Annotated in this window: 10 protein-coding genes; 7 read left to right on the top strand and 3 right to left on the bottom strand. The window is 53.2% G+C overall.

Annotated elements, in window-relative coordinates:
- Positions 1–120 precede the first annotated feature (120 nt).
- On the bottom strand, positions 121–1449 hold the full coding sequence (locus tag A6X21_RS20010; RefSeq protein WP_068851728.1) for a GDSL-type esterase/lipase family protein: 1329 nt from the start codon (positions 1447–1449) through the stop codon (positions 121–123).
- Positions 1450–2645: 1196 nt separating this feature from the next.
- Positions 2646–3212, bottom strand: coding sequence for a ribosomal protein S18-alanine N-acetyltransferase (gene rimI / locus A6X21_RS20000; RefSeq protein WP_083233767.1), 567 nt, complete (start codon positions 3210–3212; stop codon positions 2646–2648).
- A gap of 385 nt (positions 3213–3597) precedes the next feature.
- On the opposite strand from rimI, the gene A6X21_RS19995 reads away from it, so the two are divergent.
- The 5 genes from A6X21_RS19995 (at position 3598) to A6X21_RS24450 (ending at position 8480) form a co-directional block, all read left to right on the top strand.
- Positions 3598–5025, top strand: coding sequence for an AAA family ATPase (locus A6X21_RS19995; RefSeq protein WP_068851722.1), 1428 nt, complete (start codon positions 3598–3600; stop codon positions 5023–5025).
- Positions 5026–5170: 145 nt separating this feature from the next.
- Positions 5171–6007: an adenosylcobinamide-GDP ribazoletransferase gene (locus A6X21_RS19990; RefSeq protein WP_083233766.1), complete on the top strand. Its 837-nt coding sequence runs from the start codon at positions 5171–5173 to the stop codon at positions 6005–6007.
- Positions 6008–6255: 248 nt separating this feature from the next.
- The gene (locus tag A6X21_RS19985) at positions 6256–6750 is read left to right on the top strand and encodes a HesB/IscA family protein (RefSeq protein WP_068851716.1); all 495 of its coding nucleotides are present in this window, start codon (positions 6256–6258) and stop codon (positions 6748–6750) included.
- A 128-nt stretch (positions 6751–6878) separates the two neighbouring features.
- Positions 6879–7553 (top strand): hypothetical protein, encoded by a 675-nt coding sequence (locus tag A6X21_RS19980; RefSeq protein WP_068851714.1) that lies wholly within the window; start codon positions 6879–6881, stop codon positions 7551–7553.
- Positions 7554–7754: 201 nt separating this feature from the next.
- A complete protein-coding gene (locus A6X21_RS24450; protein WP_131818463.1) occupies positions 7755–8480 on the top strand; it encodes a hypothetical protein in 726 nt (241 codons plus the stop codon).
- A 469-nt stretch (positions 8481–8949) separates the two neighbouring features.
- Here A6X21_RS24450 and A6X21_RS19970 read toward each other — a convergent pair whose 3' ends face one another.
- Positions 8950–11016, bottom strand: a complete 2067-nt coding sequence (locus A6X21_RS19970) for an SLC5/6 family protein (protein ID WP_068851709.1) — start codon at positions 11014–11016, stop codon at positions 8950–8952.
- Positions 11017–11477: 461 nt separating this feature from the next.
- Here A6X21_RS19970 and A6X21_RS19965 point away from each other — a divergent pair, with 461 nt between their 5' ends.
- Complete coding sequence (locus tag A6X21_RS19965; RefSeq protein ID WP_083233765.1) at positions 11478–11759, top strand: small basic protein; 282 nt, start codon at positions 11478–11480, stop codon at positions 11757–11759.
- A 308-nt stretch (positions 11760–12067) separates the two neighbouring features.
- Positions 12068–13828, top strand: coding sequence for a GH3 auxin-responsive promoter family protein (locus A6X21_RS19960; protein WP_068852305.1), 1761 nt, complete (start codon positions 12068–12070; stop codon positions 13826–13828).
- The last annotated feature ends 173 nt before the right edge of the window (positions 13829–14001 follow it).

Raw genomic sequence — 14001 nt, 5'->3', positions numbered from 1 at the left:
AACCCCAGCCATCCCATCACCATTTGCCGGTGCGGCAAAAGATAGTTTGAGCGAGGGCGAGCGAACAGTGGTTTGCGGAGATACATCAGCCCACGCTTTAAGACGCACTGCTGAGTGAACTCAGTTCAAGGTTTTGAGCCGCAGACGTCGGTATTCCATCTGGCCACGGTCTCCTTCGAGGCCAATGGGGCCTGTTTCTGGAACAGGGAGAGCCGCTTCCAGAACTTCACCATTGCAGGTGCAGTAGGCCTTGCCCTCTTTGACCACAACGACCAGTTCGTTCCAATCCTGAGGTTTGTAGTTTTTGAGATTTTTGTAGGGCCCGGCTAATGGATAATCTCGACATTGAAGCTGTGGCTTGCGAATAAACACACCACTGTCGGCATTTGGTGTGGCTCGAAATTCCAGTCGCAATTCAAAGTCTTTGGGGAACTCAGTGGTCGTCCACATTTGCTGAACCCGTCGGCCTTCAATGGGTGTGGTGACCACAATGCGACCATTGATCACCTGATAACGACCGTCATCTGATGCGGTTTTCCCATCGAAGGAAACGATGCCGGCGGGATTGCCGGGAGCAGCCTGACCTTCTGGTGTTTTCTTACCACGCCAGCCCCAGCCCGTGAGATCGTGGCCATTGAAGAGGCTGACGAATCCTTCTTCGGGTACAAAAGAATCGACTTCGGTCTCGATGAGGCCCGCCGTGGCGAAAAGTGGCCGCAAAGCATGGGCCCACTTCTCATAGCCTGCATCGTTGGGATGCAGCAGATCGGGGAATTCGGCGGCTTTGGCATCACCTGTTTCATTGGCAAAGAGTGTCCAGGTATCGAGAACTGTCACCTGGGGAAAATCTTTGGCCATCTTTGCCAACCCTGCGTTGATCGCCTTGATCTGTGCTGCAGGGCGTTTTTTCGTTTCTGAACTCGGGAAGACGAGTGAGAGGATGACTGGCATCTTCGCATTGGAAGCTTGGATCGCCTGCAGGATGAGCTGTACATTGGCGACGATCACCTCTGGGGAGGCCCCTTCTTCGAGATCATTAGTGCCCATGAGGAGCACCATCCCCTTTGGAGCAAGACGCAGGGCATCGTCATTCAGGCGGAGGAGCATGCCACGAGTGGTGTCGCCACTGATGCCCCGATTGGCGACTTTTAAGCCTGGAAACTGCTTCGAGAATCGATCGCCCCAGCCCTGGGTTATCGAATCGCCATAAAGGACGACGGCCCCTTGATCGTTCGCGGCATCTTTCACCCATTGACCGCGTCGCTGTTTCCAAAGATTTTTGAACCAGTCGTAACGACGAATCGGGCCTGTGCCGGGAAGTCCATCGTCAGTCTCAGGGAGTGTTAAATGCTCCACCTGGGGATTGGCAGCAATGGCCAATCCGGCAATTGGTGTGACGACTGAGAACATCGCGAGGAGCGATACGATAATCCAGGTTGTAGTTTTCATGGTCAAGATCCTTTCGAATCGTGGCTTCAGAAGCAAGGGTTTCCTGGATTGCTTATTTTTCAATTTTTCTGTCGTGACGTGGTTCGCACAGAAATTCGCTGAATGATACGGTTCCCGGGAAAGAATTCGCGTTGTTGGTTGAGACGACATGCTTGCGATTGAGGTACGGGCGAACGTGCTCGAAAATTATGAAGGCTTGTTTCGGATGCATTGGCGCTGGTGAAGTCGATTGACCATTGGGCGAATGAAGACATTCGACCCCTGCCACCCGGGCAAGAACCACGCCCTTTCGCACTTTCTTGATTTTCAGGGGCTTCAGGGTCGTGCCAACCAAGACAAAGTCCACAGTGGTGGCAGGGCACGCGCATGGCGCGGCTTCTTGTCGTTGTGTCGAACACAACGACCCGGCCACGAGTTGGCCGGGCCACCCCTGGTTTCGAGGAAACAACTTTGCGCTGTTGGTTGTGAAGACATGCTTGCCCAGAGCTGCAAGCATGGCACACAGTCGCAAGCATGGCACGAAATGCAAGGCAAACTGCAACTGAGGAGATGCGGGGGTACCACGAAGGTCACGAAGAGCACGAAGATGGAAGGAAGAGTCTGGAAGGCGGGTGGGAGCCTGTTCTGCCTGGGCTGATCTTCCTGGTGAACTTCGCGGCTTCGCGGGAGAAGGGTTTGAAATTTGGAGGTCTCACGCGAAGGGTGAAGAGTTGGTGCATTTCGCTGGCGCTGCATGGCACCCTACGGTTGGAAGAATGGAGAAGACCCTCACCCTGCCCTCTCCCACGAAGACGTGGGCGAGGGTTTCGGAGGGGCATGCGTATGGCGCGGCTTCTTGTTGTCGTGCAATTGCACGACGACCTATGTGAGCAAGTTGGGCACGAGATGGCCGGGCCACCCTTGGTTTCGAGGAAACAACTTCGCGTTGTTGGTTGTGAAGACATGCTTGCCCAGAGCTGCAAGCATGGCACCAGTCGCAAGCATGGCACTAGTCGCACCTGTTGCAAGCATGGCACATGGCACATGGAGCGCGTTTGTTTCAAGGAAAGAGGAGAGTCGATGAATGTCGACGTCTTACCTTGAGGTAGCAAAAAACCCTGTGCCAAAAATGGCACAGGGTTGACAGTGTTTTGGGAAAACGGTGGCTTGGGAAATTCGGGGGTTGGGAAAGCTGGGGTTTCGCAAAAACGATCCCCTCATGCGGCAGCGCGATCATCATCCCAATCGGCCAGGCGATTTTTCTTGTCGCGATCCATGCGGAGGACATCGTTGCCGAATGGCGAGTAAGCCATCTGGTAGGCATCTTCATCGGTATCGACGTAATGACCGCGGAGGACATCGACAGCCTGGCAGCCCCGGCTCTTGAAAAAGAGCTGGGCAGCGAGATTCGTTTCGCGGACTTCGAAAGTGATTTCTTGCCGGCGCTGCATGGCCAGTTTGCCCACCAGCTTGTCCATCAGACGAGTCCCTACGCCTTGGCGGCGATGACCCGGAGCGACGGCAAAGTTCAGAATATGAAGCTGGTCTTTGAGAAGTTCGTAGACCATATAGCCCACAATCTGCTCGTGATGCTCGGCGACCATGCCAATGCAGTTCCGCTGGCGAAGGCAGTTGAGAAAGTCTTCTTCAGACCAGGAATATTCGAAGCTCTTTTTTTCGATTTCGAGCACTTCCGGCATGTCTCGGCGGATCATCCACCGAATCTGCATGTCACACAGCCAGGCCGAAGGATTGCTGCTCGTGGTTTTGCCGGTTGTCACCATGGCCTCCTTGCCAATCAAACTTCGAGTCTATCGAGGCTCGTTGTAAAATACGAAAACCTTCAGCTCATCCATAATCTATCGCGACATCCTGTCGGAGAGTATGGGAAAGTAACAAAGCTTTTGATGGACGAAAAGAGAAAATTCAGGATTTGGCGGCAGTTCCTCACTTTTGCCTCAAGTTCCAGGCAGCAGCCACATCATCTGGTGGCTGTAAAACGGGAAAGCCCAACCTGTCTCGACTGTTCCGGGAGGTCAGGAATGGGATGACTCCTGTTTTCCCACAGTTCATCTGGCGTTCGACATCATGCCCCCCTGCCTATAATGTGGATGTGCGTGCGGAGGTGGGTTGGATGAGGTCAAGAATTTCATCGGTGAAGGACAGGTAATGGTGGATCGTCCCCAGACAGTTGGTCAACTTCGGGAATCGGGTTATCGACCACAGAGCGTTAAGGACGAAATGAGAAAAAACCTCATTCGTAAATTGCGCTCAGGTGAAAATCTGTTCCCGGGAATTGTCGGCTACGAGGAAACCGTCACGCCGCAGATCATCAATGCGATTCTTTCCCGTCACGATATGCTTTTTCTGGGTCTGAGAGGCCAGGGCAAAACTCGCATTCTGAGGTCGTTGACGTCACTGCTGGATGACGCCTTGCCCATCGTGGCGGGATCGGAGATTCATGATGACCCTTTGGCACCACTTTCGAAGTATGCCCGTGATCGAATTGCCGTCGAAGGGGACAATTGCCCCATTGATTATGTGGGGGCTGCGGATCGATACTTTGAAAAGCTGGCGACGCCCGATGTGACGATTGCCGATCTGATTGGCGAAATCGATCTTGTGAAGCATGCTTCAGGGAAAGAACTGGCGAGCGAAGATGTGCTCCATTTCGGCCTGATCCCGCGTGCTCATCGCGGTATTTTCTGTATGAACGAAGTCCCCGACTTGAGCCCCAAGATTCAGGTGGGATTGTTTAATGTGCTCGAAGAGCGAGACATTCAGATTCGCGGATTTCCAATTCGTTTGAATCTGGATGTCTGTATTGTCTTCAGTGCGAATCCTGAGGATTACACGAACCGCGGGCGAATTGTCACGCCTCTCAAGGACCGGATCGGGTCTGTCATCCGTACGCATTACCCCCTGACGCGCGAACTGGGGATGTCGATCACCGATCAGAATGCGTGGACAGATCGCGACTCCTCCACACAGGTGATTGTGCCGACATTCCTCAAAGAGATTGTGGAAGAGACGGCCCGCCTGGCGCGGCAGAGCCCGCATGTCAATCAGGCATCGGGAGTCAGCGTGCGGATGTCGATCGCCAACTACGAAAACCTAGTTTCCAATGCGGAAAGACGAGCCATTGTGCAGCATGAGAGCCTGGCTGTCGCCCGGACGTGCGATCTGAATTCGATGGTCAGCAGTTCCCGGGGCAAGCTCGAACTTTCGATGTCCGATGAATCGGGTGAGGAAGATAAGCTCCTGGGACGCATCATTGATGAGGCCACCAAGAACATCTTCGACCAGCATTTTAATCCCAAGCAGTTTCGGAATGTTGTCGAACATTTCGATCTGGGAGAATCGATCGAGCTGGGTGATGGACTTTCCTCTGAAGAAACGTGGAAGAAATTGAGTGCCATTCGCGGCTTCAGCGAGCAAGTCGAAGCTGCTGCCAGAAAGCTTGAGCCAATTTTAATGGAGGGTGCTACAAAAACGGCTGTGCTTGCCAGCGTGGCGGAATTTCTGCTGGATGGCCTGTACTGCAGCAATCGATTGAGCCGGCAATCCCGCGGGACCGGGCTCCAGTACGGCAAATAGTCACGAGTCACAGGAGAGAGCGGCGTGCTGATGGTTGCGGAACATGCTGGTTACCTCTCCACGCCCCATGACTTCCAAAAAACTCACCGGTTCGTTTCCAATAACAGATCAGCGCTGAGTTTACCCATTGATCAGGAAGTCGGACATGTCCCGCTGGTTATTCGAATGGCATGCATGCATGTCAGCGATTCAGTTTCTGACACGTATTCCCGTCCCGGGCGGCATGCATCAACCGGGAGCCGATCTGGCAATTCTGCAGCACTCGATTATTTACTATCCGCTGGTGGGTGGCCTGCTGGCACTGCTGACGGGGACGATCTATGGTCTGGCCTGTCTGGTGTGGATACCGCTGGTCGCGGCTCTGCTGGCTTTGGCCTTCGAAGCGTTCACCACAGGTGGTTTTCATGAAGATGCGGTGGCAGACAGTTGTGATGCTTTTGGTGGAGGCTGGACGAGGGACGATATCCTGCGAATCCTCAAAGACAGCCGGGTGGGGAGCTACGGTGCTCTGGGGCTGATTCTGGCGATTGGTTTACGGGCGAGTCTGATCAGCAGCCTGGTCGTGACACCTGAAAATTTGCTGCTGGTCGTGGCGCTGGTGGCCAGTTCGGGTGCGATTGGCCGCTGGACGATTCTTGTCATGCGGATTGCCTATCCGCTGGTCAGCGGTCGTGATGGATTATCGAAAGATATTGCCGGTGACGTTCGACCCGGGATGTTTCTGGCCGGTACGCTGTGGCTCTTGCCCACTTTGATCTTTGTGTTGACAGTGACGCTGGCGACTGCTGCGGATCGGTGGGAAGTGATGGTTATCAGCGTGAAGCTGGCCGGAGCTGTCTCCCTTTCTGCCCTCTGCGGATGGCTCTGGGGGCGTTTCGCAGTTCAGAAGATTGGCGGCCTGACTGGCGATGTCCTCGGCTGCGGCTGTTACCTCGGGCAGATCATGACACTTCTGGTGCTGACATTCACGATTCCTCGATGACCGCGAGAGTTCACAGCGCTCTGTGAGACATGCTTGCGGAAGCTCTGGGCGAGTATGCGTCTGCTATCTTTCAGCGTTCAATCCCCTCAACACATCCGGCATGCTCATTCGCGCTCTACGGGTGACGTGAAACTCCGGGGAGGCAAAAAGGCATTAATAAAAAGAACTTCTTGAGTTATGCCCCGTTCATAGTCATGATTCTCTCGGCAGGTTGAGAGGAAATCCATATTTATGAACAAGGGTCGCCCGTGAGTCCAGCTTTTCTGCGATTACTGTGCTGTGCTTTCACCTTGCTGGTGATGGGTTGTGAACAGCTCTCTTTACCCGGCTTGATGGCAAAATCAGGGTCTGCACCCGTCGTTACAGAGATTGAGAAGGAACCGGCGAGTTCCCGTCCCACAATTCTCATTACTCCCGAAGCGCTTGATGAGATCCGGCAGCTTATGAAACGGATGCATGTCGCCGACGACGAATATCTGCGAATCGGGCTGAAATCAGGAGGCTGCATGGGCTATCTCTATGAGCTTGGGTTTGCAGAAGAGATCGAAAAAGGCCATCAGGTGAGCCAATATCAAGGTCTGAACATTATCACTCCCCGGCATCTCGCAGAAGTCATCGATGGTACGACGATTTCCTTTCTCGAGCTTGAAGATCGCAAAGGATTCCAAATGACCAATCCCAAGTTCGAGGGCGACAAGTCGGATTACTGGATTCAATGGCTCAAGGAGCATGATCAGAAGTAGGGGGCAAGCCGATGGGCCTATTTGCAAAGTGGGAAAGTCTTCTCATCTGTCGGCAATATACAACACCCAACGACGTCGTATAACGGCCTGATCTGGCAACATCAACAACTTGTCCAGGATAAACTGGAATGAAAAGCTGCAATCGTGGCGTTATCCTTACAGGCCCCTTCGCGCTGATGCTGTATTCAGTGCTATTTTTAAGTGCATGTGGGGCAGAGGTACCGCGAAAAAACTGGTCGGAAGGCTCATTTGGACCATATGGCCCACCCATTGAGTGGAGTTTTTATAGCACGGATTTACGATATTCGGGGTTTGGTTTAGTCACTCGAAAGATTTCTAACGCCACCAAAACCATCAAGAGTGAAAGACAAATCATTCTTGATGCTATCATCGACATACGGAAGTCTTTCCATGATGCTTATACGAAGAATGAGATCGAAGCGTTTGATGAATTTGGTTGGCAAAAACATGAATGGATCGATGGCAAGCAGTATTTCGTAAAATTCAAGCCAGAATGGATCGCTGTGACAATCTGTGAGGATCCAGTACCGGTTTCTGATAATCACGAGATTAAAGTCGAGAATGTTCTGAACTACTTATCTGGGTATGTCTTTCCTGCAAGTTCGTTGTTTGATTTAACTTTGTCGCCAGAATTGATTGTCGACAAAGGGTTTCGTGTTGATAAGCCGGTTCACCTGGACTTGAATGCCTCACTCGACAAATATCGAGTTGTATATGATTCGATTGAGTTGTTTCGCATTCGTGAATCTTCTATTTATAAGAAGCATGTACGAATTAAATAACTCGCCTTCACCCCGTTGCAGGATTGTACTGCTTGCTTGGTCAGCAATGGAAGTAGGGCGCATGCCAACGCACCGTCTTTATCCACGATATCTTCAGGAAGATGGTGGGTTGCGCAAAGCCTTAACCCACCCTACGGGTCCTAAAAGCTAATTATGAATCCTGATGCTTTTGTTATTTGCCCCCTTCGTTGATTTGCGGGAATGAATGATAGTTCCGTCGCTTACGCTTCCGGCTCGTTTTTGTTGGGGTGGGGATGGTGGGTTGTGCCACGCAGCGGTTGGAACTCGTGCTGGATTCAGTTGATTTCAGTCCTGTTGAACGGCTGTAGGGGCATGCTTGCTCTGAGCCGCAAGCATGGCACGGGTGACAGTGCTTTCCTGTGGATTGGCCAGTGCGGTCGAAATCGGAATTTCAACCGGGGCCACACTTTGGGTACAGTGTTTTCCTTTACGTCGTTTCCATTAACGGCAAACAACTCAAGTGTTTTATTATATGCAGGCAGTGAGATGTCCTTATCAGAGCCCGCTTCCCTCAAACGTTTAGCTATTTCTGTTCTGATACTCCTTTCAGCGATTGCCGGCGGAGTTGTCGTTGGTGTCAATGGGTTCGCCATGGCCTGGACAGCTAGCGAACGCCATTCGTGGGCAGCTCAGGTGATGGCCGTTGTGTTCGCATTCTCGATACCGGCCGCGATGACGCTGGCTTTGACTTATGTACGTCCAGCATACGCGATTGCCATTTTCGCACTTGTCGCCGCACCGACTTTTATGATGCTTCACCCTGCCGCAGACATGAATATCAAGATGGGTCACAAGTCAAATCCACTAACATTTGCAATATTGATCAATACCACGGGTTGCTTATTCGGGACACTTCTTGGTGCATCACTCCGGTTCGTGGTGAATCCGCAACGAATTGTTTCTTGAAGATGTAATCTTCAGAGCCACGGGGATCGTAATGCGATGTGGCCATGTGGCCATAGCACTCCAGTTGAAGATGGTGCATTGCGTCGGAACTGCATGCACCCTACGGTCTACGTTCTACGGGGTAGCGGGTTATAGTCCGAATAGCGGACCCTACGGGGTGCGTGATGGGTGCCGTTGCTTATACTTCCCGTTCGTTGGGAGATTCTTTTTAGTGTCCGTCGCTTATGCTTCCGGCTCGTTTTTTGGGAAGGGGGGGTGGGATGGCAGGCAGGAGCCTGCCCTACGCTCGAACAGATATGTAGCACATTGCAGGAAGATGGTGCATTGCGTCGGAACTTCATGCACCCTACGGGGCTTTGTTCTACGGGGTAGCGGGTTATAGTCCGCATAGCGGACCCTACGGGGTGCGGGATGGGTGCCGTTGCTTATGCTTCCCGTTCGTTGGGAGATCCTTTTTAGTGTCCGTCGCTTACGCTTCCGGCTCGTTTTTTGGGAGTGGGGTGGAGGTTTTTTGAGCCCAAGCCAGGCCTACGAGGAGGGTGACGAGGCCGATGACGGTCACGACTGATGCGCGGGCCATCCAGATGTAGCCGCGTTGCTCTGGTAGGAAGGATTCGACCGAGGTGAGGGTTTGCCATTCCTGCGAGATCCAGAGGCCGAGAATCACGAACATATAGATGGGTGCGACGTAGCGGACGAGGTAGTAGACGAACCGTGGCATGGGGATTTGCGCACCGCGAGTCATTTCGGCCCACATCTCTTTACCGCCGAAGATCCAGCCAAAGATGATCAGTTCAATGAGGGCGAAGATAAAGAGGCCTAATGTTCCGGCCCAGAAATCCAACTGATCGAGATAGGCAGAGCCGGGGAAGACGACGACGGGGATGCCGAAGCCAATGAGGATGCCAAAGAGGATGCCGGCGGCGGATTTGCGGGAGATGCCGAATTCATCCTGAAGGAAGGCCATCATGGGAGAGGCAAGGGCGACGGAGGATGTGATGCCTGCAAAGAAGAGGAGAGCAAACCAGACGGGGCCGAAGAGACGGCCGAGGGGCATCTGCTCGAAGATGAGAGGCATGGCGACGAAGCCGATGTTAAATGAGCCGCCACTGGCAATGGCTTGAGCACCGAAGAGGCCGAAGACGGCGACGGCCATGGGGATAGCGATTGAGCCGCCCAGGACAATTTCGCAGAACTCGTTGGTGGAAGCTGTCGCGAGGCCAGTGAGAGCACAATCGTCATTCCGCTTTAAATAGCTGGCATAGCAAAGGATGCTACCGGTGCCTACGGAGAGGGTAAAGAAGATCTGTCCGGCGGCAGCGAGCCACATTTCGGGATTGGCGAGTTGATCGAAGCGGGGCTCCCAGATGAAGTTCATGCCATCCCAGACGGTGTAGCCATGCTCGGCTGTGGATGGGGACTGGAAGGTGAGGACGCGCACAGCGAGGATGATCGCAAAGATAATGAGAGCGGGCATGGCGATTTTTGCGAGACGTTCGATGCCGGCATTGATATCAGTCCCCAGGACGAGACAGTTGATCGCTACGGTGACGATCCAGAAGAAGACGGCGGGCCAGAGAGTGCGGAAGTAGGTGGCTTCGATAGCGGGGTCTTCATAGGAGCGGCTGCCGAGATATTCATCAAGGAAGAGTTGTGTGCGGGCATTAGCCAGCGGCTTTTCGATCGCCAGGCGTTCGGAGGGATCGAGAGCGTTATCTTTATTGAGATCGATGGCGGTGAAAGCGGCATCGCTGGGAAGTTTAAGAAGGCGAGCCATTTCGGGATTGTGCTGAAGGATATTTTCAGTTGCGGCGAGCCATTCGGCTTTGGTGATGGGTTCTTTGGCGAGCTGGGCCTCGCGATCCTGCGAGATGAGATCGCGCATGAGGTTTGAGTTGTTGGAGGATTGCAGGGTCAGTTCATCGGTGGTGAGGGAGTCATCGCGGTTGGTATCGAGGTTGGAGAAGATGGCTGGCGGGTTAAGTTTTTCGAAGCGGCGAGGGTTAGCAGATTTGAGATTCTGGCCTTTTTGTTCCCACTCGGTGCGAGAGATGGGGAGAGCGAGAGCGCGGGATGACTTCCAGGCGGCGACTTCTGTAACGAGTTGTGGAGAGACGGGCGAATAGAGGATCTTTTGGGTGTCGCCTTCCTGCGGGGCGAATGGCCTGGTGACCGAGTACCAGGTATAGGCGAGGCACCAGGACTCTATATAACAATAGTAGATGGTAATGAGTAAAGGGAGTGCTACGCCGAGAGCACCTAGATATTTTGAGAAGCGGTTGCGCCAAAGTTTATCGAAGACGCCCGGTGCGGTGGAGTGTCCGAATTGTCCGCCGTAGCGACCGATGGACCATTCGACCCACATGAGTGGGATTCCGAGGAGGAGAAGAGCGATGAAGTAGGGGATGAGGAAGGCACCGCCGTACTTTGTGCAGAGGCCTGGGAATCTGAGGAAGTTGCCGAGCCCGACGGCGTTTCCTGCCATGGCCAGCACAAGACCGATGCGTGATGCCCAGGCACCTCTGGAGGAACTCATTATCGACAGACTTTCGGTGGAACGAGGGGTTGAAGTTGTTGGGGGGAGAGTCGCGGAAGGATTGTAGCGGAGGATGCTGGCGGGACTGAATGGTGAGGGGTTGATCGGCCGGGATTTTTGGGGATCGGGTTGTCGTGGGAGTGTTCAGGTGATTGATGATATGCGAAATTGTTTTGTCGACAGGTGACGCCGAGGTGTTATCACTCTTTGGACAGGTGATACAAAAGCGAATCTTGTTTGGGGGGACAGATTTATCGCAGGGGTTGAGATGAAGGTTCAGTGATGCACGAGTGGCGTCTCGTGAAGGGTGGCGGAAAGAGATGATTCCAAGTGCCTGTGGAGTGTGAAAAATCTAGCGATTGCCCCAGTCGGGTTGGGGGTGGAGACGAGAGCGCGACGGTTGCGAAACAAGGAGATGGCGATTAGACTTAGGGAATGACGAGCGTGCAGCGGATGCGTACATGCTCTGGTTTATTGCCGGAACTACTGACGAGATCTGGAGTTGGGTCGTGTCGATCGATAAAAGTTTGAAGCGTAAGGGCCGTCTCGCACGTTCCCGCAATGTTTTGTCGCGAAGTGAGCGAATTCTGCAGATGATTGGAGAAGACAAGCTGGGCTCGCAGGATAGCCCGTTTGGACTTCCCAAGCTTCGTATCGTGAAAATGGTGATTGGTAAGAAGAAAAAGAAGAAGGCTGCAGAAGATAAGAAGGATGATAAGAAGAAGGCAGCGAAGAAGAAGTAGTGCATTTTCTTTTAGCTGTAACTCTTTTTGGCATATTACGTTAAAGCCTCTTCAGCTTGTGCTGCAGAGGCTTTTTTCATTGGGAGGGCCGGATTTTTGCGGGATGGAATTGCGTTTCGTCACCTGCATGAATTCGCTGCTGGAGATCGCTGGCGGGAGCGCTCTTTGCCGCAGAATCCTCCCAACCGGCAGGGCCCTCTCAACTCTCCTTTCTTTCGCACCGATAACCCAGAGTAGTGGACTGATTGCCTGTTTTCTTCATCGATGCGGGCGAAATCACGACGGCCGGAAACTCTGGGAATTTTCGTATGCTGAGGATGTTGCGTTACCTTGGAGGCAAGCTCGTCCGGCGTCGATTGAGCCAGGTTGCCGACGAATATCTTTCTCGCTGCGAGCAGTGCTATCGGACTCAGCGTGAGACGTTGTCGAGAATTCTGGCACTTAATGCGACCAGTGAGTTCTCGCGTCAGCATGGATTGAATGCTTCGCTTTCGCCGGACGATTATCGACTGCAGATCCCGGTTTCAGATTTTGAACTTGTCAGGCCTTACGTAGAGCAGGTCCAGCGGGGTTTTACGTCTGCTCTGCTGGGGGCGAACAATCCACTCCTGATGTTCGCATTGAGCAGCGGAACGACTGCTGAATCGAAGTCTATTCCCATCACAAAACCATTTCTTGATGATTACCGGCGCGGATGGAATATCTGGGGGCTTCGTTTCTTCAACGACCACGAAAAAGCCAATCGGCTCGACATCGTGCAGCTCACCAGCGACTACGAACAGTTTCACACATCTGGCGGGACGCCTTGCGGCAACATCAGCGGACTGGTCACGAGTATGCAGAGCCGCATTGTGCGCTCGATGTATACGATTCCACCCGAAGTTGCCAAAGTTCGAGACACAGAGGCCAAGAGCTATATCAACCTTCGATGCGCGATGGCTAACGAACACGTGGGGTTGATTACGACTGCTAATCCGAGCACTTTAATCCGATGGGCACAACTGGCCAACGAACACAAAGAGACTCTCATCCGCGATATCCACGACGGCACAATTCATTATGCACAGTCGATCCCGGGAGAATTTCGAACAGTCTTTACCAAGGGCCACTTTCGCCCCAATAGATCCAGAGCGAAGTGGCTCGAAAATCTCGTTCAGCAGACGGGGCAGCTAACTCCCGGCGATTTCTGGCCGCACCTGCAAGCTCTGGCTGTGTGGACGGGTGGCGCAGTCAAGCATTATCTCCCTTCGATGCGAAAACTTTATGGCAATGTCCCTGTAAGAGATCACGGGCTTTCTGCCAGCGAAGGCCGCATGACAATTCCTCTCGAAGACGAAACGAGTTCCGGCGTACTGGATATCGGAACGCACTACTTTGAATTCATTCCGGAAGCTGAGTATGGTCGCTCGAATCCGGTCGTTCTGGGTGCTCATGAACTCGAACTGGGGCAGGATTACTACATCCTCCTCACCACGACTTCCGGCCTTTATCGTTACGATATCCGTGATGTCGTGAGATGCACGGGGTTTTACCATCAAACTCCCATGCTGGAGTTTCTCCACAAGGGAGCCCATATCTCGAATCTCACCGGTGAAAAGCTTGCCGAGTCCCAGGTCGTAAACGCCGTCCATCATGCGTCTCGAGAGCTTCATTGTGAAGTCGGTTGTTTTACCGTCGCTCCTGTTTGGGGGGCTCCGCCTCACTACAGGTTGCATACAGAAAGGCTTGCTGAAGGGGTCTCTGCCGCTCGGCTGGCGAAGGCCATCGATTGTCAATTGATCAACTCGAATTGCGAGTATCGAGACAAGCGTGAATCTCAAAGGCTGGCACCTCTCGAAGTGATCACAGTGCCCCAGGGAACATGGCAAGCCTTTCGCCACGATCGACTCCAGCGCAAAGGTGGCTCGCTCGAACAATACAAACATCCCTGCCTGGTGCCAGATCTCGATTTCAGCGAGAAAATCGCGACTCTCTCTGGCCTTTCCAAAGCGAGCGTGGCCGCTCCGCATTTTCTCTCGGTTGATCACGCCGCCAGAATGCACACCCATCACGGTGTCGAGCATTCGTGAATTCAGGGCGATCTACAGACTTCAACCTGTTGAATACCACTTTCTCGGGTCAGATTGAGAACCTCGGGACTCTCCCATCCCCTGAGGCATGGCTTGAAGTGTTTTCCTGCTGGATTCTGCCGCAGATTACGAGTAGACCATCTGAAACCTGCCGACTCACCTCTGGGTACTCT

Origin of the sequence: Planctopirus hydrillae, assembly GCF_001707835.1 — a bacterium.
GTDB lineage: Bacteria > Planctomycetota > Planctomycetia > Planctomycetales > Planctomycetaceae > Planctopirus > Planctopirus hydrillae.
The sequence above is the reverse complement of the archived record's forward strand: the minus strand, read 5'-3'. Positions and strand labels throughout refer to the sequence as shown.

Excerpts from the sequence above, each read along its gene's own strand:
- A6X21_RS20010 (WP_068851728.1), bottom strand. The coding sequence starts at position 1,449 with ATGAAAACTACAACCTGGATTATCGTATCGCTCCTCGCGATGTTCTCA.
- rimI (WP_083233767.1), bottom strand. The coding sequence starts at position 3,212 with ATGGTGACAACCGGCAAAACCACGAGCAGCAATCCTTCGGCCTGGCTG.
- A6X21_RS19995 (WP_068851722.1), top strand. The coding sequence starts at position 3,598 with ATGGTGGATCGTCCCCAGACAGTTGGTCAACTTCGGGAATCGGGTTAT.
- A6X21_RS19990 (WP_083233766.1), top strand. The coding sequence starts at position 5,171 with ATGTCCCGCTGGTTATTCGAATGGCATGCATGCATGTCAGCGATTCAG.
- A6X21_RS19980 (WP_068851714.1), top strand. The coding sequence starts at position 6,879 with ATGAAAAGCTGCAATCGTGGCGTTATCCTTACAGGCCCCTTCGCGCTG.
- A6X21_RS24450 (WP_131818463.1), top strand. The coding sequence starts at position 7,755 with ATGAATGATAGTTCCGTCGCTTACGCTTCCGGCTCGTTTTTGTTGGGG.
- A6X21_RS19970 (WP_068851709.1), bottom strand. The coding sequence starts at position 11,016 with ATGAGTTCCTCCAGAGGTGCCTGGGCATCACGCATCGGTCTTGTGCTG.
- A6X21_RS19965 (WP_083233765.1), top strand. The coding sequence starts at position 11,478 with ATGCTCTGGTTTATTGCCGGAACTACTGACGAGATCTGGAGTTGGGTC.
- A6X21_RS19960 (WP_068852305.1), top strand. The coding sequence starts at position 12,068 with ATGCTGAGGATGTTGCGTTACCTTGGAGGCAAGCTCGTCCGGCGTCGA.